The 19,299-nt window shown below is 43.0% G+C and carries 17 protein-coding genes; 4 read left to right on the top strand and 13 right to left on the bottom strand.

The annotated features are described in order from the left end of the window. The first annotated feature begins 63 nt into the window (after window positions 1-63). Window positions 64-2,061 carry a DNA topoisomerase III gene (locus DFP75_RS00245; protein ID WP_110571511.1) on the top strand — a complete coding sequence of 666 codons (1,998 nt, stop codon included), beginning with the start codon at window positions 64-66 and terminating at the stop codon, window positions 2,059-2,061. Window positions 2,062-2,092: 31 nt separating this feature from the next. Here the strand turns inward: DFP75_RS00245 and DFP75_RS00240 are convergent, their stop codons facing one another. From DFP75_RS00240 to exaC, 5 genes are all read right to left on the bottom strand, one after another. Further along, window positions 2,093-2,713 (bottom strand): LysE family translocator, encoded by a 621-nt coding sequence (locus DFP75_RS00240; RefSeq protein ID WP_181416986.1) that lies wholly within the window; start codon window positions 2,711-2,713, stop codon window positions 2,093-2,095. A 114-nt stretch (window positions 2,714-2,827) separates the two neighbouring features. Further along, window positions 2,828-3,610, bottom strand: a complete 783-nt coding sequence (locus DFP75_RS00235) for a hypothetical protein (protein WP_110571510.1) — start codon at window positions 3,608-3,610, stop codon at window positions 2,828-2,830. A 486-nt stretch (window positions 3,611-4,096) separates the two neighbouring features. Next, window positions 4,097-5,671 carry an inorganic phosphate transporter gene (locus DFP75_RS00230; protein WP_110571509.1) on the bottom strand — a complete coding sequence of 525 codons (1,575 nt, stop codon included), beginning with the start codon at window positions 5,669-5,671 and terminating at the stop codon, window positions 4,097-4,099. 304 nt (window positions 5,672-5,975) lie between these two features. Further along, the gene (locus DFP75_RS00225; protein ID WP_110571508.1) at window positions 5,976-7,358 is read right to left on the bottom strand and encodes an L-serine ammonia-lyase; all 1,383 of its coding nucleotides are present in this window, start codon (window positions 7,356-7,358) and stop codon (window positions 5,976-5,978) included. Between the two features lie 312 nt (window positions 7,359-7,670). Then, window positions 7,671-9,188: an acetaldehyde dehydrogenase ExaC gene (gene exaC, locus DFP75_RS00220; protein WP_110571507.1), complete on the bottom strand. Its 1,518-nt coding sequence runs from the start codon at window positions 9,186-9,188 to the stop codon at window positions 7,671-7,673. Between the two features lie 217 nt (window positions 9,189-9,405). Here exaC and DFP75_RS00215 point away from each other — a divergent pair, with 217 nt between their 5' ends. Next, entirely contained in the window at window positions 9,406-10,329 is a 924-nt protein-coding gene (locus DFP75_RS00215; RefSeq protein ID WP_110571506.1) for a helix-turn-helix domain-containing protein, read from the top strand. Between the two features lie 9 nt (window positions 10,330-10,338). Here DFP75_RS00215 and DFP75_RS00210 read toward each other — a convergent pair whose 3' ends face one another. Continuing rightward, on the bottom strand, window positions 10,339-11,556 hold the full coding sequence (locus DFP75_RS00210; protein ID WP_245926895.1) for an MFS transporter: 1,218 nt from the start codon (window positions 11,554-11,556) through the stop codon (window positions 10,339-10,341). 199 nt (window positions 11,557-11,755) lie between these two features. Between DFP75_RS00210 and DFP75_RS00205 the strand changes: the two genes are divergently transcribed. Next, complete coding sequence (locus DFP75_RS00205; protein ID WP_110571505.1) at window positions 11,756-12,958, top strand: MFS transporter; 1,203 nt, start codon at window positions 11,756-11,758, stop codon at window positions 12,956-12,958. Window positions 12,959-13,034: 76 nt separating this feature from the next. On the opposite strand, the gene DFP75_RS00200 is transcribed toward DFP75_RS00205, so the two are convergent. The 3 genes from DFP75_RS00200 to folM all read right to left on the bottom strand — a co-directional run bounded on the left by DFP75_RS00200 (window position 13,035) and on the right by folM (window position 14,917). After that, complete coding sequence (locus DFP75_RS00200; protein ID WP_110571504.1) at window positions 13,035-13,310, bottom strand: hypothetical protein; 276 nt, start codon at window positions 13,308-13,310, stop codon at window positions 13,035-13,037. 126 nt (window positions 13,311-13,436) lie between these two features. Then, window positions 13,437-14,120, bottom strand: coding sequence for a GTP cyclohydrolase I FolE (gene folE, locus DFP75_RS00195; protein WP_110571503.1), 684 nt, complete (start codon window positions 14,118-14,120; stop codon window positions 13,437-13,439). A 74-nt stretch (window positions 14,121-14,194) separates the two neighbouring features. After that, complete coding sequence (gene folM, locus DFP75_RS00190; RefSeq protein ID WP_110571502.1) at window positions 14,195-14,917, bottom strand: dihydromonapterin reductase; 723 nt, start codon at window positions 14,915-14,917, stop codon at window positions 14,195-14,197. A gap of 227 nt (window positions 14,918-15,144) precedes the next feature. Between folM and DFP75_RS00185 the strand changes: the two genes are divergently transcribed. Then, window positions 15,145-16,068 carry a dienelactone hydrolase family protein gene (locus DFP75_RS00185; RefSeq protein ID WP_110571501.1) on the top strand — a complete coding sequence of 308 codons (924 nt, stop codon included), beginning with the start codon at window positions 15,145-15,147 and terminating at the stop codon, window positions 16,066-16,068. Between the two features lie 38 nt (window positions 16,069-16,106). Here the strand turns inward: DFP75_RS00185 and DFP75_RS00180 are convergent, their stop codons facing one another. The 4 genes from DFP75_RS00180 to DFP75_RS00165 all read right to left on the bottom strand — a co-directional run bounded on the left by DFP75_RS00180 (window position 16,107) and on the right by DFP75_RS00165 (window position 19,254). Next, window positions 16,107-17,210: an MJ1255/VC2487 family glycosyltransferase gene (locus tag DFP75_RS00180; RefSeq protein ID WP_110571500.1), complete on the bottom strand. Its 1,104-nt coding sequence runs from the start codon at window positions 17,208-17,210 to the stop codon at window positions 16,107-16,109. After that, the gene (locus DFP75_RS00175; RefSeq protein WP_110572755.1) at window positions 17,207-17,722 is read right to left on the bottom strand and encodes a phosphatase PAP2 family protein; all 516 of its coding nucleotides are present in this window, start codon (window positions 17,720-17,722) and stop codon (window positions 17,207-17,209) included. Before DFP75_RS00175 ends, DFP75_RS00180 begins: the two co-directional genes overlap by 4 nt. Window positions 17,723-17,882: 160 nt before the next feature. After that, the gene (locus DFP75_RS00170) at window positions 17,883-18,869 is read right to left on the bottom strand and encodes a phospholipase A (protein WP_110571499.1); all 987 of its coding nucleotides are present in this window, start codon (window positions 18,867-18,869) and stop codon (window positions 17,883-17,885) included. A gap of 34 nt (window positions 18,870-18,903) precedes the next feature. Beyond that, entirely contained in the window at window positions 18,904-19,254 is a 351-nt protein-coding gene (locus DFP75_RS00165) for a 5-carboxymethyl-2-hydroxymuconate Delta-isomerase (RefSeq protein WP_110571498.1), read from the bottom strand. Window positions 19,255-19,299: the final 45 nt, after the last annotated feature.

Genomic DNA, 19,299 nt, shown 5'->3' with positions numbered 1-19,299 from the left:
AACTCTGGTCACACTTCTCCGTGTTCGATACACTTACTGTATATATAAACAGTAAGTGTATTTATGATTCTTTATATTGCAGAAAAACCCAGCCTTGCTAGAGCTATCGCCGCCGCACTCCCTTCACCTCAGAAAAAAGAAGAAGGTTGTATTTGGCTACCTAATGGCGATTGCATCAGCTGGTGTATCGGTCACTTACTAGAGCAAGCGGAGCCTCATCAATACAACCCTGCCTATAAGTCTTGGAACCTAGATCACCTCCCTATTATTCCAACCGATTGGCAATGGCAAGAAAAAGCCAACACCAAAAAGCAACTTGGTATTCTGAAAAAGCTGATCAAAAAAGCAACGACATTAGTACATGCGGGAGACCCAGACCGCGAAGGGCAACTCTTAGTCGATGAGGTTTTGCATTACACCAAGGTTCCTGCGCAAAAATTAAAGAACACGAAACGCTTGTTAGTAAACGATTTAACACCCTCGGCCATTAAAAAAGAACTAAACAACTTACGCTCAAACAATGAATTTGCGGCCTTGTCACGTTCAGCACTAGGTCGTGCACGTGCCGACTGGCTATTTGGCTTGAACCTCACCCGCGCTTATACCATCAAAGGTCGCCAAGCAGGTTATCAAGGCGTTTTATCAATTGGACGAGTTCAGACTCCAGTATTAGGGCTGGTTGTTGCTAGAGACAAGGAGAGAGACGCTTTTATTCCTAAAGATTTTTATCAAGTATGGGCAAACATTCAGACACCTGAAGGCGCTGTATTCCAAGCCAAGTGGCTGCCTAGCGAGGCATGCCAGCCCTATATGGATGAAGAGAATCGAGTGCTCAGCTTGCCACTGGCAAAAAACGTTGCTAACCGTATTACTAATAAACCAGCGATTGTAATGGAAGCGAATTACAAGCAAAAAAAGCAAGCCGCGCCACTGCCCTACAGCTTGTCAGCCCTACAAATCGATGCTGCAAAAGCCTTTTCTCTTTCCGCACAGCAAGTGTTAGATGTTTGCCAAACCCTTTATGAGCGCCATCAGATGATCACGTACCCAAGATCTGATTGCCGCTATTTACCGACACAACAGCATAAAGACGCGCCTGCTATTCTTGCCGCTCTGGCTAAATCCGGTGGTGAAATCCAACAAGGTGCCCAACATGCTGACGCTTCAAGAAAAAGCAAAGCTTGGAATGATAAACAAGTCACAGCCCATCACGCGATCATTCCAACCAGTCAGGCACACAAGGCGGCATCGTTATCCAAAACAGAAGCTTTAGTCTTTAACTTGATTGCTCGTCAATATCTCATGCAGTTTTACCCTGAATACGATTACTTAGCGTCTTATATCAAGCTGGAAATCGAAGGCGGTCAATTTGAAGCAAAAGGCAACACACCGCTCGCACTTGGCTGGAAAACTCTCTTACCAAGTAAAAAGAAAAATAATGACCCGGAAGATGAAAATCAAAATGAACTCCCAAAACTAAATAAAAACGAAGAGCTGTGGTGCACACAGGGACAAGTTCAAGAAAAAGTCACCACACCTCCCGCCGCATTTACTGATGCCAGCTTACTCGCAGCGATGACAGGCATTAGTCGGTTTGTCACAGACAAAGACATTAGAGCCATATTAAAGGACACCGACGGTCTTGGCACAGAAGCAACCCGAGCCAGCATCATAGAATTACTGTTCAAACGCGGATTTTTAATAAGACAGGGAAAACAAATTCACGCCAGCCAAACAGGTCGGGGCTTTATTGATTGTCTACCAGTACAGCTGGTCACCCCTGATATGACGGCAAAATGGGAGTCAGCTCTTAACAGTATCAGTGTAGGTGAAGCAAGCTATCAAGCTTTCATGGAGAGCTTAGAAGTCAATTTAAACCAACTACTTAACGCTTCCAGAGACATGCCCACTTCCGCTTTGCAAAACTTGCCTCCTCCAACGAAGAACCCTTTTGCCAAACGTAAAAACACAACCAGTAGAAAAGCACCGAGCACAAGAAAAACAACAGGAGCAAAAAGCAGCAGCACAAAAACAAGAAGACGCTCGAAAGCGTCTTCTTAATAAAACTAGAAAGTTTTAAGCCGGTTAACAATCAACCGATGGCAAGCCACACTCCCACACCGATCATCAATGTACCGGCAATACGGTTCATTATGCGCACATTTCCGCTTTGCATAAGAAGCGACTTCAGAGTTCTTCCACCTGTTGCGTAAATCAGCAAACAAATAAATTCCAAAGTAAGGATTATACTAATCAGCACAATAAGCTGACTTGCGAGAGAATGGCTCGCATCCAAAAATGGCGGCAATAAGGCGACAAAAAAAGCCCAGCCTTTCGGGTTAGCAATTGCAGTAACAAAACCTTGGGAAATCAAATCCACACGCGATGCAGGCTTGCTTTCTTCTGAGTCGGCTTTAATCGCCATTTTGCCTTTAGACAGCCACATTTGCAGACCGACATAGGCAAGATAAGCACCGCCAAGATATTTTAATACAACAAATACACTAGGGTAATTCAGTAACAATGCAGCAACGCCAATAGCCGATAAAATAGCCACCATGGCAACACCCACTAGCTCGCCTAGCATCATCCATAGAGCACGTTTAACGCCAATCGTCATTCCTAACGTCATCGCTAATGTCATACACATACCCGGTGTAACAGACACGAAAAAGAAGGTCGGTATAAAAGCCGACAAAAGCGCAAAATTCACAGAAAGTCCTTTATAAAAATGGTTAGTATTGGGAAATGACAAAATTGTCACGACTGCGATTAACTAGCAAGCAGAAAATATCAATAATAAGGTTAATCAGGCGATTAGATTTTACTAGAAGCGTTTCTTTTGCTGGAAAGTAGATTCTTCCATAAATTTGTTCCATTCATCGTCAAGTTCTTCTTCGCCTGCGGTATCCATATCACGGCTAACTTCCTCTTCCGCCTTTTGCAAGATAAGGTCATCTTCTATTTCCTGAATCAATTCTTGTAATTTCAGAATGGTAGCCTGAGCTTCAGCAGAGTCTTTAATGGGGTTTAACTGTGCAAGCGCTTCTTTGTATTTTTCTAAAGCGTCACTGATCTGCCCACTTAGAAATGCCTTTCGAGCAAGATGGGAATGGTAATCGGAGTTTACTTTGTAATGAAAAAAATCAAGCAGCTTTTTATAGCGATTAGCTACATCTGCATCGATGTTCTTTTCTTTTTGCGCGAGGATTAAGTACGATTTGAAGGACTCAAACATACGTCTGACTTCAATAATCGCTAACTCATCATTCATCGGTTTAGCACGCCGCTTCTGTTTACTTGCTTGAAACTCTTTCATCTCAGTGGCCAAATTCTGTCGACGACGAGTCAAGGTTGCATCGGGCTGCAAGGCAATAAGCTGATCATGAAGAGCAATCATCCTAGAAAAAAGCCACAGCTTCATATCCTTAGGTTGATACTGAGGAGGCATTTCATCAAGATATCGACGCACTTGGCGCAATTGATTGTTTAGAGCTGCCACTTTACGTAACTTCTCTAATCTTGCTTGCTCTTTAAGCTGTAGAAAAATTGCAAAAGCAATAAATCCACCGATAACCAGCAAAAGTACCGTGATGGTGACAGCAGTCATATAGTAGGTTTTTTACCTTAACATTGTTAATGGAACCGTTTTATTGCGCTATTTCTAACAAAATAGATTGTCCCAAATCATTTCTGCTTAAGCTCTGCCTTATCCTTTTTTTGCAAACAAAACTTCTTCAACATCCTGTATCGGTTTTAAAGGCGCGCCGTCTCTTTTTTTAAAAAAGCTTGTCATGGAAAACATTCTCGTAGCCCAAAAGAGAAAAGCACAATCGAACAAATCGTCTTCTACATTTAATCGAGTTTACTTAACTTAACCAACGTGTCTCACTATCAAAACACGCATCACTTAACAGCAATATCGTATCACCGAGTAGCACAATACTTTGGAAGGTATTTTAAGTATAGACTGAAGTAGATTGAAGGTTAGTCTAAATTTAAACAAGCAATACTAGTTTATATAACACCCTTTCCCTCTTGAAAACAAAAAAAGACCAGAAATACTGATCTTTTGTTGTTTATAGAGAGGGCTTTTCTATCGAGAAACGGAAAAACCAAGCAACATATAAAAGATAGCTGCCGATAATATTGCAGAGGCAGGTACTGTAATTACCCAAGCCGCAGCAATACGCAACAGAGCAGAACGTTTAACTAACTCTTTCTTAGTCGCTTTCTTAAGGCCTTTACGTTCAGCGGAAGAAATTGGCGAAGCGGCTTGTGCAGCTTTCAATTCTTTCAAGATTGCGCGCTTTTCAGCAACATCAGCCTGCGTGAATCGTCTTACGAACTCTTGTGTTTGCTGGCCATTGTGACCTGCAGATTCAGAGTGAGAGATAATTGACGCCAGTTTTTTCTCATAAGACTGCTTCAAATACTCACGCAAGAAGCCCACACCAAAGATACCACCCACAGCAATATGCGTAGAACTAACAGGTAAGCCTAGTTGCGAAGCAATAATAACGGTAATCGCTGCTGCCATTGCCACACAGAAAGCACGGGTCTTATCCAATTCCGTAATTTCAGAACCAACAGTTTTAATCAGCTTAGGACCAAATAGTGCCAAACCAACGGCAATACCGATACCACCTACCATCATAATCCATAGCGGAATAGTGGCTTTTCCAGATACAGCGCCAGTCAACAAAGCATCGTTAATCGCAGCTAATGGTCCAATTGCGTTTGCGACATCGTTTGCACCATGAGCAAAGCTCAACAGTGCAGCAGACACAATGAGAGGCAAAGTAAATAAGCTATTCACAGCGTCCTTATCATTTTTCAATGCCGCCGCAGCTTTGTCTACCATTGGGCGAATAAAGAAATAAACGGTTAATGCAATAGCAAAAGCAATCAAGGCTGCGGTGATGAAATCCAGTTCCCACAGCTTTTTCAAACCTTTCAAGATAAGGTAAGTAGAAAACGCCCATACCATCATGCCAACAAGTAGAGGCACAACTTTTTTGGCTGCATCAATCATGTCATTTTTGTAGGTAATAGAACGCTTTATATAGAACAAGAACAACGCCGCGATGACACCACCCATGACAGGTGAAATAACCCAGCTAGCAACAATAGCAATCAATTTGTCCCAATTAGCGATATCCAAACCGCCAGCGGCAACACCAGCGCCAAGTACACCACCAACAATAGAGTGAGTTGTTGAAACGGGTGCGCCTAAGTAGGTGGCTAAGTTTAACCAAATAGCACCCGCTAATAGTGCTGCCATCATCACCCAGATAAAGGTTTCAGCATCACCAATAGAGTTAGGGTTAATAATGCCATTTTTAATCGTACCAACGACATTACCACCAGCAATTAACGCTCCAGCAGCTTCAAATATAGCAGCAATTAATATCGCACCTGTCATCGACAAAGCTTTAGAGCCAACGGCAGGACCAACGTTATTGGCAACGTCGTTTGCGCCAATGTTAATGGCCATGTAAGCACCAATGGCAGCAGCAATAGCCAAAATAGATAAGTTAGAAATCCCTACGCCATTCGCTGAGGCATAAAATCCAGATAGCATCACAAATGCTAACGCAATTAGTACACGGATGTACTCATGACCACTCAGTAAAGTGGATTCTTCTTTCGGGTTATTTGTAAGATCCATAAGGGCTCTTCTTTCTATCATTAATCTTTGCCAAACCACTACTGACCCAAGGCTAGCCTGAGTAGGTAATGACATGCTCATCCCAGCATTTAAATTTCATCTGGCTCTCAAGTCATCCCATTACATTTTGGTGAAATGTAAATTTCGCGTCATTCTACACTGGGAGTCTACAGATAAAAACCCCTAAACTTTTTCAGTACAATGGTACGCGCTGAGATAAAAAAAAGTGCCTATCAAAGGCACTTGTTGCAAAGATACTACAGAAATATGACCGATTTATTACAAGCCATGTTTTATAAAAAAATTAGCACTCAATCACATTCACAGCTAAACCACCACGCGATGTTTCTTTGTATTTGTCATTCATGTCTCTGCCTGTATCTCGCATCGTACGAATAACCTTATCAAGAGATACATAATGAGTACCATCTCCACGAAGCGCCATACTTGCCGAGTTAATGGCCTTTATCGAGCCCATGGCATTCCGCTCTATACATGGTACTTGCACCAACCCGCCAATGGGGTCACATGTTAATCCCAAATTGTGCTCCATACCGATTTCAGCAGCGTTTTCAATTTGCTCAGGTGAGCCACCCGTTGCCGCCGCAAGTCCTGCTGCTGCCATAGCACAAGCAGAGCCAACCTCTCCCTGACAGCCGACTTCAGCACCTGAAATAGATGCATTTTCTTTGAACAGTAAACCGATTGCCGCTGCGGTCAAAAAGAAATCTATAACCCCCTCTTCACAAGAACGTGGGCAAAACTCCCAGTAATAATGCAACACAGCAGGGATTATACCCGCAGCACCATTTGTTGGAGCAGTAACAACACGCCCACCACCCGCATTTTCTTCGTTCACTGCTAAGGCATAAAGGTTAACCCAATCCATTGCCCCTAAAGAAGGAGTAATCATATCCATACGAGTTTTGCTGGTTAAATCTCGATAAAGGCTCGCGGCTCTTCGTTTAACTTTCAAGCCACCAGGCAAAATCCCCTCATGACGAATGCCTTCTTGAACACAGGACTTCATCACAGACCAGATAGAAAGAATGCCTTGTTTTATTTCCTCTTCCGTTCTCCAGTACTTCTCATTCTCCATCATAATCTGAGCGATAGTTTTGTCATTATCTCGACAAAGCTTAATAAGCTCCTCAGCACTATGAAATTCATAAGGAAGCCTTGTTGTGTCTTCAACTAACTCTACATTTCCATGCTCGTCTTCTTGGACAATGAAGCCACCGCCAACAGAGTAAAAAGTCGCTTGATGAAGCGTATTGCCTTGTTCATCAAATGCAACCAACACCATGCCGTTTGCATGAAAATCGAGGCGATCAATTCGATGATAAATAAGATCCGCCGAAACATTAATCGAGATAGGGTACTGTGCTAATAGATTCAGTTTTGAAGATGCTTCAATTGCCGCTACTCGTTCATTGACACCGCTTGGGTCAATCAGCTCAGGCAACTCCCCTTCCAGTCCCATCAATACAGCTACACCTGTTCCGTGTCCCTTGCCTGTTGCACCGAGCGAACCGTATAAGTCTATTTTCAAACGACTTACCTTTGATTCCAGATTAAGGTTTTGTATTTGATGAGCAAACTGGTTCGCCGCAATCATAGGGCCAACAGTATGGGAACTAGAGGGACCAATCCCTACCTTAAAAAGATCAAATAAACTGATTGCCATCGCTTTATTCCTCTGTCGATCAATGTTTCTCGAACGGCATTTAAGTTGTATAACACGGACTACTAATGAGGCGAAATTATCACTTCTTAGATGAAGTTTCCAATCGGAAACTTCATTTTTTCAGCTATATAACGGCACATCTAGCAAAGAGGCAAATTTATGACGTTTCAAGACTAGTTGTACAAAAAATAAAAGCCTGCTTAAAAACAAAAAAAGCCAGTGTGGGTGACACACTGGCTTAGCTCAAAACAGTCAACAAATAGAAATGCAGACTATTTGTATCCTTCTATCCGAACTTAAACGTCCACAGGGTTAGAAAAAGCCCAAAGGATTGATGTCGTAGCTAACCAACATATTTTTTGTTTGTTGATAATGCTCTAGAGCAACCTTATGCGTTTCACGACCCACACCCGATTTTTTGTATCCACCAAACGCAGAGTGAGCAGGATATTGGTGATAGCAATTCATCCAAACGCGACCCGCTTCTAAGTTACGCCCCATGCGATAGGCAAGATTTGTGTCACGCGTCCAAACGCCAGCACCTAGGCCAAATTCACTATCGTTGGCGATAGCAAGTGCTTCCGCTTCATCTTTGAAAGTGGTTACACTGACCACTGGTCCAAAAATCTCTTCTTGGAAAATACGCATTTCATTAGAACCTTTAAACAAGGTTGGCTGAACATAAAACCCCTTATCTAAGCCATCGACAGCTTCAATATCACCGCCAATTAATAACTCTGCGCCTTCTTTCTTACCAATGTCGATATAACTCATTATTTTATCAAATTGCTGCTTCGACGCTTGAGCCCCAACTTGCACTTCGGTATCAAGAGGGTTACCACGCTTAATGGTTTTGGTACGCTCAATAACTAGCGCCATGAAATCATCATAAATTGATTCATGAACCAAAGCACGAGAAGGACAAGTACACACTTCCCCTTGGTTAAAGAAGGCTAACACTAGACCTTCCACGCACTTACTAATAAAAGCGTCTTCCTGCTGCATAACATCAGCAAAATAAATGTTAGGTGATTTTCCGCCCAGCTCAACCGTAGACGGAATGATGTTTTCAGCAGCGCATTTTAGGATATGGGAACCCACTGGCGTCGAGCCAGTAAAGGCGATTTTGGCAATACGTTTACTGGTAGCAAGCGCTTCACCAGCTTCTTTACCGTAACCATTAACGATATTCAGCACACCCGGCGGCAACAAGTCTTGAATCACTTTGATTAATTCTAGGATAGACGCAGGTGTTTGCTCTGCTGGCTTTAGAACCACACAGTTACCTGCTGCAAGCGCTGGAGCCAGTTTCCATGCAGCCATCAAAATCGGAAAATTCCACGGAATAATTTGACCTACAACCCCTAATGGCTCATGAAAGTGATACGCCACAGTATGTTCGTCTAGTTCAGCCGTACTGCCTTCTTGTGCTCGCAAACAGCCAGCAAAATAACGGAAATGATCTGCGGCTAGTGGGATATCCGCGTTTAAAGTCTCACGAACCGCTTTGCCGTTATCCCAAGTCTCTGCCACAGCAAGGGCTTCTAAGTTTTGCTCGATGCGATCGGCAATTTTTAGCAAAATATTGGAGCGATTTGTAACTGATGTTTTTCCCCATGCAGCACGTGCAGCGTGTGCCGCATCCAATGCAAGGTTAATATCTTCTTCAGTAGAACGAGGAATTTGACAGAACACTTCACCGTTAACAGGACTAATATTGTCGAAGTATTGACCTTTAACAGGGGCAACCCATTCGCCGCCGATAAAATTACCGTACTGAGCTTCAAAGGAAATAAGGCTACCGTTAGTACCAGGTTTGGCGTAGATCATAACACTCTCCATTTTTGTTGTTTTTCGTTAACACTGGAACTAAGAGTAGGAAGAAAGCGAACAGAAAACTTGCCTGTGAGTCCATGAAGTTTGTCTAGCAATCCATTTCTGCTCTGCTTTTGTATTGACCCATGAGCAACCAAGAGTGATGATAAGAAGAGAGTTCGCTACGTCACACAATTAGAATAAAAAATATTAAGACGAAAGGGGTGTGTAAATGAGTCGCTCTATCTCGACAGAGAAAACATTGATGCAACACAAACGTGCGCCAATTCAACTGATCGAAAACCGTGTCTGCTTCGCAGGACCGCATTCAGAATTGAGTATTTACGATACCTATGAGCAGGCCCAAAAAGTCAGCTTAAAAGCCGATACCTTGCTTTATTGCGGCATGGTCACTGGAGCAAAGGTCATGCATACCAAAGAGCATGACAATATTCCATTTCTGCCCCACGAATCTTTCATCCTAGCGCCTGAAGAGGAAGTCTTTATCGATTTCCCAGAGGCTCAATACCAGAACCCAACCACCTGTTTGACCATCGCTATTTCACAAGAAAGAGTCGCGCAAATATGTGACCGCATGAATGACATCATGGTATCCGCATTGCCTTCAGGTAGCCCTATCGACCCAAACCAACATCTACATACATTACATACTCAAGCTACCCAACAAATTATCGACCGTCTTACCAGTGACTTTCTACGCAATGACCCAGACAGAGACTTGCTTGTTGATTTTGGCGTTAGTGAGTTGGTTACTCGCATTATTAGGCATCATGGTAGAGATGCCCTGTTGCGTTTCACGCAGCATTCACCTGACGCAACAGGCTTAACCTGCGTCATCCAATGGATTGAACAAAATCTCGCCCAACCAATGGATATTAACTTACTGGCTAAGATGGCTTGCATGAGTCGCAGCCGTTTCTACGAAAGCTTTAAACGACAACTTGGTTGTACACCGTTAGAGTATCAGCACCAGCGCAGAATGAGCCGTGCCTATGAACGCTTACAAGAAAAACGTTCAGTGACAGAGGTAAGTTATGAAGTGGGCTATTTAAGCTTGAGCCACTTTAGTCGACGCTTTCATCAACACTTTGGGATATCCCCAAGACAAGTCACTCAAGCCAAACTCAATTCCTAAAAAAATTAGCTAAAAAACATGCTTTAGTTTCTGTTTACAATAAACAAAAACCACCAGCATAAAGAGTAACGCAAACATCAGCCCAAAAAATGGCACCAACTGCCCTAGCTGATACAGTGACGCTAAAATAACCGGACCTAGCGCGGCGCCCAGCCCTTGCATTGATGCGTTCATACTGGCCAAGCGACTCTGTTGTTCATCTTTTACCAAAAGAGTTTGTGCGGTCACTATCCCAGGAAATAAGAAGCCAAAACCTGCACCAAATAACCCCATCGCGATCAGCACACCTGTATACGAATCCAAATAGATAAACGCCAGTTGTGCAAGCACTCCAATCCCCACACCAGAAAACATAAGCGTGACAACACCTAGCTGAAATCGTGGAACCAAGATCATTTGCACTAAAATACTAAAACAAGACATGGTCATCATCGCAAACCCTAACTGATGAGTCGTTTGCGCGACGTCTAATTGAAACCTATCCTGAATCAAAAAGCTCATGATTTGCTGTACGCCAGTCATTGATAAAATCGATAAAGAGGACATAAACAAAAATGGCATGACGGGCTGAGCAAGCCAATTTATTGCCGGTGGTTTTTCTCGTTGTCGAACATGCTTAGAATCTCTTACGAACAACACCACCAACAACGCCGCACTTCCAGCCAAAAGAGCAATGATATAAAAAGGCGCCGTCAATCCTAAGCTACTCAGTAAAGAAGCAAAGGCAGGACCTAAAATCATTCCTATACTGAAAGATGCACCGATCATCGCAATTGTTGAACTACGGCGTTTGATATCAGTATGCGCAATCAAATAGGTTTGAATAGAAGGCAAAACCCCCGCAATACCAAGAGAAAAAACAATACGTAATACAAACACAAAATAATAGGTTTGCTCTGCGGACAAATTTCTAGCGAGCGCTTCTTGCAGAACAAAACCGGTTAAGGCAATCGTCACCGCGTAACTGCTCATCCCGATAATGACAGAACGCATTCGACCAATTCGGTTAATAATACCGCCCCATAGAAAAGCAGCTACTACAAATGTCGCTGCGCCCGCTGTGATGAGTGTACTAATTCGAACATCAGCCAAACCAATCTCACGACCAATAGGTGGCAACGAGGTGAAAATAAACGATTGCCCGATTCCCGCCGCCATCAAACAAGACAGCAAGAGCCAGCGGGATATTTTTTCATTAAAAGCATTAGGATTTTGAGAGGTATCCAATGTGATTCCTTAGTGTCAAACTGATCGATTAACCCACAAATAGTGTCGATTAACTTAAAACAGGCTTGGGGTATAAGCTTGTTAGTTTCTTAAGGGCAATTTATCATCCTGATAAAGCAGACGACTATATTACCATATTCTTGGTAAAGTTTATGGCTCAATCTGTGCAAGCATTCACGAATAAGGCGATAAAAAGTCCATGCCACCACTGTTTAAACACCCTAATTTTGTTCACTTCTGGATTGGGCAAATCGCCTCTTCATTTGCCTTTCAAATGCTCAGTGTTGGTATTGGATGGCAAATGTATGATCTCACCAATAGCCCAATGGCATTGGGGCTAGTGGGACTTTGCCAGTTTCTCCCACAGTTACTACTAACACTGGTTGTTGGTCACGTAGCAGACCGCTATAACCGTCGCCTTATTTGTGTTTGTACACGCTTTACCATGGCGATGACGGTTGGCATTTTGGCCTATGGAAATATCACTGACAGCATTTCCGCCAATATGATTTACCTTTGTGCCGCGCTTCTTGGCACAGCAAGGGCATTCGAAATGCCAGCAAATCAAGCCATTCTTCCAAATCTTATACCCAATGAATTATTGTCTCGCGCTGTTAGCGCCATCGCCTCTGCACGTGAAATCTCGGTGATTGCGGGTCCTGCGCTTGGTGGCTTAATTTACCTAATTGGACCAACCACGCTTTACCTTTCCAGCATGAGCTGCTTTTTAGTCTCTTGCGTCATTATGTTTTTCTTACATTACAACTTCACCGTGAAAACTAAGTCTCCTATAAGTATGGAGCATTTGTTTGGTGGGCTGCGCTTCATCCGAGGTAATAAAGTCATTTTGGGGTCTGTATCACTGGATATGTTTGCGGTGTTATTAGGTGGTGCTACCGCCTTACTGCCTATTGTGGCAAAAGACATTTTGCATACCGAAGCATGGGGGCTTGGTTTACTAAGGTGTTCACCAGCGGTTGGCGCTTTACTCATGTCTATCTATTTGGCACGCCGACCTTTGACCCATAGCGTGGGCAAAATCATGTTTGCTGCGGTTGCCGTATTCGGCGTGGCGACGATTCTATTTGGGCTATCTGAAAATCTTATTTTATCTATGATCGCGCTGGTCTTGCTTGGATCATCAGACATGATAAGCGTGGTCATACGCTCTACATTGGTTCAATTAGAAACACCTGACGACATGCGGGGCCGAGTCAGCGCAGCCAACTCTGTCTTCATTGGCAGTTCGAATCAACTTGGAGAGTTTGAGTCTGGGGTCACCGCAGCATGGTTTGGCGTTGTGCCCGCGATTATAGTTGGCGGTGTTGGCACCATTGCGGTTGTGGGATTATGGATGTACTTGTTCCCCAATTTATTAAAACGAGATACCTTGGAACAATAAACACCTTAAAGTGTTCAGCGTTTCCCTTACTGATCATTTTAGGCTTTCCGCTCTTAAAATGATCAGTAATATGCGGCTACTTAAACCATTTACGTTTCTCTTTTTCGATGGTTTTCCATTTCCAATTTGGTGCTTCGCCTTTCCAGACATACATACCCAGTAAGCCAATCGTACAAACAACAACAGCCATAGCCCAGTTGAGCAACTCAACTTTTGGATCGAACTTGAAACTCACCAGCATCACAACCAAGCAATAGGTGACCAGCACACTCCACCCTTGCCACGTAGCAGGCTTCCCCCAGCCCCAACCATTGTCTTTTGCGGGAAACCACACATTTTTTTTATCGGTCATATCCGCCTCTCTATATCATTCATACTACCAACTAAAATAAGCATTCTAGCGCTAGTGCAAGCCATAAAAAAAGAGCCATTCTTAAATGGCTCTTTTTACATTATAGACACAACACTGGTTTGTCATTTATCGAGCTAGAAACTCACCGCGTGTTTTATCGCTGCGTTTAAACAAACCGCCTAATGCTGTCGTTTGAGTAGATGAACTTGCGTCCATTACGCCACGCGCTTTCACACAATAATGCACAGCATTGATGCTGACCGCTACATTGTCTGTTTCAAGCAGGGCTTGTAATGTCACCAAAATTTGCTGTGTTAAACGCTCTTGAACTTGTGGACGTTGCGCAAAAAAACGAACGATACGGTTTATCTTAGACAAACCAATGATCTTGTTCTTAGGCAAATACGCTACTTTCGCCAAACCATCGATCGTAACAAAATGATGCTCACAAGTGCTGGTAAAGCTGATGTCACTCACTTTTACCATCTCATCCACTTTCATTTTATTTTCAATCACAGTGATTTTTGGAAACTGGGCATAATCCAAACCTGAGAAAATCTCTTTTACGTACATTTTAGCAATACGATGAGGCGTTTCAGCCAAACTATCGTCGGTCAGATCCAACCCAAGAGTCGATACCACATCTTCAAATGCGCTTTTAATTCGCTGATATTTTTCTTCGCTTGTTAGGCCGTTATCAATCATAGGGGTTTCTAAACCACTTTTGATTAGGGCATCACGCACTTTGGTTGCCTCACTAGACAACTCAAGGCGATTTAAATTGGTTTGCTTAGCTAGATTAGCTTCCATCTCTTTGTCCTACGTTTCATAACCCTGTCTCATGACATGAAGGCGTTCAAAATAAAGAAGTCTTAATTTGGCGATTAAACCAAATGTCGTCCTCCGTCTAGTGACAAGGTTCGACCTGTCATATAAAGACTGTCTAATATGTACTGTACGGCTAGCACACCTTCTTGCTCACCTGGCTCTTTGCGAAGCAAAGATTTACGCAATGCTTTGCTACGATAATCGTCATCATCACCGCTGTTAAACATCAGCAATGATGGGGCAATGCTATTCACTTTAATGTGTGGTGCAAATCGCTTGGCAAATGAGCTGGTCAAATTCGCTAAGCCTGCTTTGCTTGCCGCATAAGCAATGTGCTTATCACTGCCTTTTTCAGCCACATAATCGGTCATGTGGATAATATCTGCTTGCCCATCTTGCTCAGCGCCCGCACATAATAATGCTTCAAAGGCGAGATTTATACGATAAGGTGCAAATACATGCACTTGCCACATATTTTCCATTAATATTGCCGTATTCGAGCAGCCTTCTTCAGACTCCCACTCTGACGCATTGTGGATAATGCCCCCAAGCGCCGAATACCGTTCCAATATATTAGACGTAAACGAATCAACCCCTGCAGAAGTTGAAAAGTCAGCCTGTATACAAGTAATACCTTGTTCTTCTAAAACCGCAATGTCTTTTCGTGCTTTCCGGTAAGTGATAATGACGTTGTAGCCTTTAGCCACCAATGCCTTAGCACAAGCAAGACCTAAACGTTGTCCCCCACCGGTAATAATAATCGGCATTTTACGTATCATTCGCGTCCATTCCTACAAAGTTTGCTGTGTTGACCGCATCAAATAATATTGCCTGATTTAGTCTAATATTTTCTTTCTGCTAATCTCAATACGTACTCAATCAAAAAAAAGATCATCTTATTATCATCTAAGCACGTTTTATCTGCGTATCTATTGAACCACTTTTAAGAACCCAGTTCTAAAGTATGCGTTACTCACTTTTATCAGCTAAAAGGAAGGGAATTGTAATGACTTTATTGACAGAGAAATCAACAACGAAACCACTATCAACCGATAGCATTCCGCAAGAGGCATTTGACTGGTATGACGAATACGCACATGGTGATATTGATCGCCGAACATTTCTATCAAGACTGGGCACACTAAGTGTTACTGGCTTAACACTCTCTGTCGTTGCAGGGGCACTCACACCAAACTATGCATTAGCAGAACAAGTGTCATTTAACGATCCAGACATAGTCGCAAGCTATGTTGAGTATGATTCGCCAAATGGCCATGGTCGAGCTCGTGGATATTTAGTAGTGCCCAAAAATGTAAATGCAGACAACAAAGCAGCAGCTGTCCTAGTGGCTCATGAAAATCGTGGTCTTAACCCTTATATTGAAGATGTCGCGCGCCGTTTAGCAAAAGTAGGTTTTATTGCGTTTGCACCAGACGCATTGTTTCCGTTAGGTGGCTATCCTGGTAATGACGATGAAGGCCGAGCCATGCAGAAAACCCTAGATGGTAATAAAATTGAAGGGGATTTCATGGACGCAGCCAGCCTACTCAAAAACCATTCATTTAGCACAGGTAAAGTCGGTATGGTGGGCTTCTGCTATGGTGGTTATTTAACGAATACGTTAGCGGCGGCTATGCCGGATACCATTCATGCGGGTGCGCCTTTTTATGGAACGCCAGCCAAATCCCAAATAGATAAGATAAAATCACCACTGCAGTTGCATTTCGCTGAATTAGACAAGCGCGTTAACGATACTTGGCCTGATTACGAAAAAGCACTAAAAGCGAATAACGTGGACTACACCGCCTACATTTACCCTAAAACCAACCACGGTTTTCATAATGACTCAACCGCACGTTACGATGAGAAAAATGCCGAACTGGCGTGGAATCGTACTGTGGAATTTTTCCAGCAGACGCTTAACAGCTAAACACTAGATATCCGTAAAAACAATGCTACAGCCTAACATTAGGCTGTAGCATTTTTCACTCGAGGCTTGGCTATTGCGGCACTCTTGTTCACTGGTAACGAAAAATCAATGCCACGAACATTAGGGGTTTGTCGCCACAAAGACTCACATAAGTCAGACAAACTCACATCATTTCCAGACTGCAACCAATCCACCACGGCGCGAGCCACATTAGGATACGATATCTGAACCACTCGACTCGTTTCGAGCCATTCTTGGATAATATGCGAATTCAACACATCACTCGTTTTTGCCACGCCTAATGATTCTAAGGCGATTGCATTCGAATGCTGCTCAATTTGACCTTTTAAAGGCTTGGCCAAAATACGACGCCCAAGTTGTAACGCCTCTGAATTCAATTCAAAACCTGCATTACACAATACCGACTCACATTCACTAAGATTCTTTTGAAACAAGTCTCGGCCAAATGGAAAGACTTCCACATTGCCATAAACACCAGGGTCAATATCTTTACAATGCAATCGAAAGCGGTAATTAGGCACACCTTCTAACCACTCCAGCACCGCTTCACTGTTTTCAAAGGGAAGGTAAACCAAGACAGAGCCAGAATCTGGCCTATTGTTTATCTCTTGAGCGTGAATAAGTGGTGGTAAAATAGGATAGCCAAAATGATGCCAATGGGCGCCTAACTGGGTTGTTGTTGGTGCAAAGTTCGCCATCACCCATTGAGCCACACGATTTTTCTTATAGCGAGGTATGTCATATTTGAACGCATACTGGTGACCGAACCCAATACAGGGAACACCTTGTCGCCTTGATGCCCATGCAACTATTGGCTCAAAATCCGTAATCACCAGATCGTAGCCGCGCGTATCTAACGAGCGGATGTCACGATACAATCTAGCAAACTTTGCTCTTTTACACGTTGAATAGAGATCCAACTGACCATCTCGGGCAACAAAACTTAATCCCCGAAATGTTCTGTAATTACCGAACACTGCCATATCAAAATAGTCTTCAGGTGGTCGGCCTGAAAATACAAAATCAACGTCAATACCCGCTAAGTGCATTTCTGCCGCCATTGCCCGCGCACGAGTAATATGACCGTTGCCGGTTCCCTGAACGCCATACAAAATTTTCATACCAACATCCCTATAGCCACAGCGGCACAGGTGCTACCTAACAAGGCGCCGATTACTGTATCCGTTGGAAAATGCACACCAAGAAAGATGCGTGATAAGCCGACATTTGCAGCCCAGAAATACAGCATAAGATTCATACTCGGGAACCATTCTGACACACAATATGCGATGAAAAATGCGCCAGATGTGTGCCCAGAAGGAAAAGAAAATTGGTCGGAGGGGATAATGAAACTACTAAAGTTATCCAGTGCATCGGCAGGACGATTGCGCTTAAAACCTTTTTTCATTACAAGGTAAACAATGCGCTCAAGCAAAAAGCCCACACCCATTACCAGTACCAGCTCCTTGTAGCCAGTAAACCAGAATAAAAGCGCCGCCACGGCATAAAATGGGCCATCGGCAGAAAATGAAATAGCACGCCCTAAGCGAGTTAACACCGCCCTATGTTTGCGGGCCATACACCAAGAAAAAGTTAGTACGTCAACGGCGTGGATATTCTGAAGCAGGTTCATACTTATCACCTCACTGGTTTTTGTCTTGTTTTCAACATAAACCAATAAAATGTCCATTCCATGGCATTCTTGTGACAACTTAGTGACAGCTAGATTAAGCGATCAGACCATCCTACTCGCACTTTTGACTCTTATTAATATGGGTATGACGGATATCACTTTATAACCAATTGGTAAGCATAATCCCTATTCCCAAAGACTGTGTCTGATGGTTGTAATCCAATAAAGATTGTCCATATCCATTAAAATATTGTACATATCCGCGCGTTTTTCCCCACAATGGGAAGGTAAAACCAACTTGAATCGCACCTCGATTATCCGATGACTTTAGGTTATTTCTTAACATCACATCGATCGTGTAATCATCAATAACATGAATTACATTAAATTCGCCATAGCCGTAATAGTTTTCAATGTTAGGGTTATCATCTAATTCTGCACTTTCAGGAATGCGGTACCAAGGCTTGAAAGAAAAAGCGGTATCGCCTTTCTCAAACATGAAGTCCACGTAAAACCGATTCCAAGAACGAGACAAGTCACCCGATTGACCATTCGACTGATGATTAAAGCCATAGGAGATATAATTAGGTTTAATGCCTAAAAAGCCATTTTTGGGCTTGGTTACAATAAAAGCTTCCGGCTCATGATTGGTATCACGAAATGGCGCGGAAATACCGCTGTTGTAAGCTTGCCAGTATGCCTGTTGTGAATAAGCAAACCACAAACTGGTGTCACGCCCAACAATGTCATAAGCGACCGGAAATTTCACACTCAACTGAAACTTGAATTCTACGCTGTCTAACTTTTCAGAATCCGCTTGATCACCCAAAAATGCACGATCATTCGGATTAGAAGTGTAGGCAATTGGCAAAAAATAATTCGGTTTATGGGGAGTCAATACAAAAGGGTTGCTGGATGTCGCCGTTTCTCTGCTTTCTCTCTGTTTAAACAACCCGTTGGCTTCTCTTGCTCGCTGGGTAATAGATTCAGGCACTTCTGGTTCTTCTGGCGAATAAGGCTCAGACACCTCTTCTTGGGAATGACTAACACCTTGCTCTAGCGTTGATTCTTTAGAAAGATTTTCCGTATTAGTCTCAGCCCAAAGCAAACTAGGAATAAGCATCATTGAGCATACAATGGCTTTCATCAATATATCCTTACAAGCGACCTATATGTCATTGTTATTGAGATAGAACGACCCTTTTTACATAGGTATCTGTTTCCATTTCACTCACTTCCACAGAGAAACTAACATTCTTTAGTGGAAATTGTGTTAGTGCTTCTAGAACCAAATGAGAAAGTTGCTTTCTTTGCTCTACCGTTCGCCCTGATAACACCTTCAATGTCACATGGACAAAAGCATCTTCCTGACCACCGGTCAAAAAGTTTTTATACGGGCAGCTGCGCAACTTTATATCTTCAACAGAGAAAAGTGTTGAGGCAATGCATGCGTCTTTCACTGCTTCTAAAAGGTCAGCAGGCGGCACTTCTTGCTCTAAATTTTGGCTGTACTCAACAATACAATGCGGCATAGCAAACTCCATTTTTAGATAGATTTGATAATTAAAAGTTGGTTT

This window comes from Marinomonas alcarazii (genome assembly GCF_003208215.1).
GTDB classification, from domain to species: Bacteria; Pseudomonadota; Gammaproteobacteria; order Pseudomonadales; family Marinomonadaceae; genus Marinomonas; species Marinomonas alcarazii.
Note: the sequence above shows the minus strand (reverse complement) of the source record. Positions and strands in the feature narration are given on the sequence as shown.

Coding starts and splice junctions, on each gene's coding strand:
- DFP75_RS00215 (WP_110571506.1), top strand. CDS start 9,406: ATGAGTCGCTCTATCTCGACAGAGAAAACATTGATGCAACACAAACGT.
- DFP75_RS00200 (WP_110571504.1), bottom strand. CDS start 13,310: ATGACCGATAAAAAAAATGTGTGGTTTCCCGCAAAAGACAATGGTTGG.
- DFP75_RS00235 (WP_110571510.1), bottom strand. CDS start 3,610: ATGACTGCTGTCACCATCACGGTACTTTTGCTGGTTATCGGTGGATTT.
- DFP75_RS00245 (WP_110571511.1), top strand. CDS start 64: ATGATTCTTTATATTGCAGAAAAACCCAGCCTTGCTAGAGCTATCGCC.
- DFP75_RS00170 (WP_110571499.1), bottom strand. CDS start 18,869: ATGAAAGCCATTGTATGCTCAATGATGCTTATTCCTAGTTTGCTTTGG.
- DFP75_RS00205 (WP_110571505.1), top strand. CDS start 11,756: ATGCCACCACTGTTTAAACACCCTAATTTTGTTCACTTCTGGATTGGG.
- exaC (WP_110571507.1), bottom strand. CDS start 9,188: ATGATCTACGCCAAACCTGGTACTAACGGTAGCCTTATTTCCTTTGAA.
- folE (WP_110571503.1), bottom strand. CDS start 14,120: ATGGAAGCTAATCTAGCTAAGCAAACCAATTTAAATCGCCTTGAGTTG.
- DFP75_RS00165 (WP_110571498.1), bottom strand. CDS start 19,254: ATGCCGCATTGTATTGTTGAGTACAGCCAAAATTTAGAGCAAGAAGTG.
- DFP75_RS00230 (WP_110571509.1), bottom strand. CDS start 5,671: ATGGATCTTACAAATAACCCGAAAGAAGAATCCACTTTACTGAGTGGT.
- folM (WP_110571502.1), bottom strand. CDS start 14,917: ATGATACGTAAAATGCCGATTATTATTACCGGTGGGGGACAACGTTTA.
- DFP75_RS00225 (WP_110571508.1), bottom strand. CDS start 7,358: ATGGCAATCAGTTTATTTGATCTTTTTAAGGTAGGGATTGGTCCCTCT.
- DFP75_RS00185 (WP_110571501.1), top strand. CDS start 15,145: ATGACTTTATTGACAGAGAAATCAACAACGAAACCACTATCAACCGAT.
- DFP75_RS00180 (WP_110571500.1), bottom strand. CDS start 17,210: ATGAAAATTTTGTATGGCGTTCAGGGAACCGGCAACGGTCATATTACT.
- DFP75_RS00175 (WP_110572755.1), bottom strand. CDS start 17,722: ATGAACCTGCTTCAGAATATCCACGCCGTTGACGTACTAACTTTTTCT.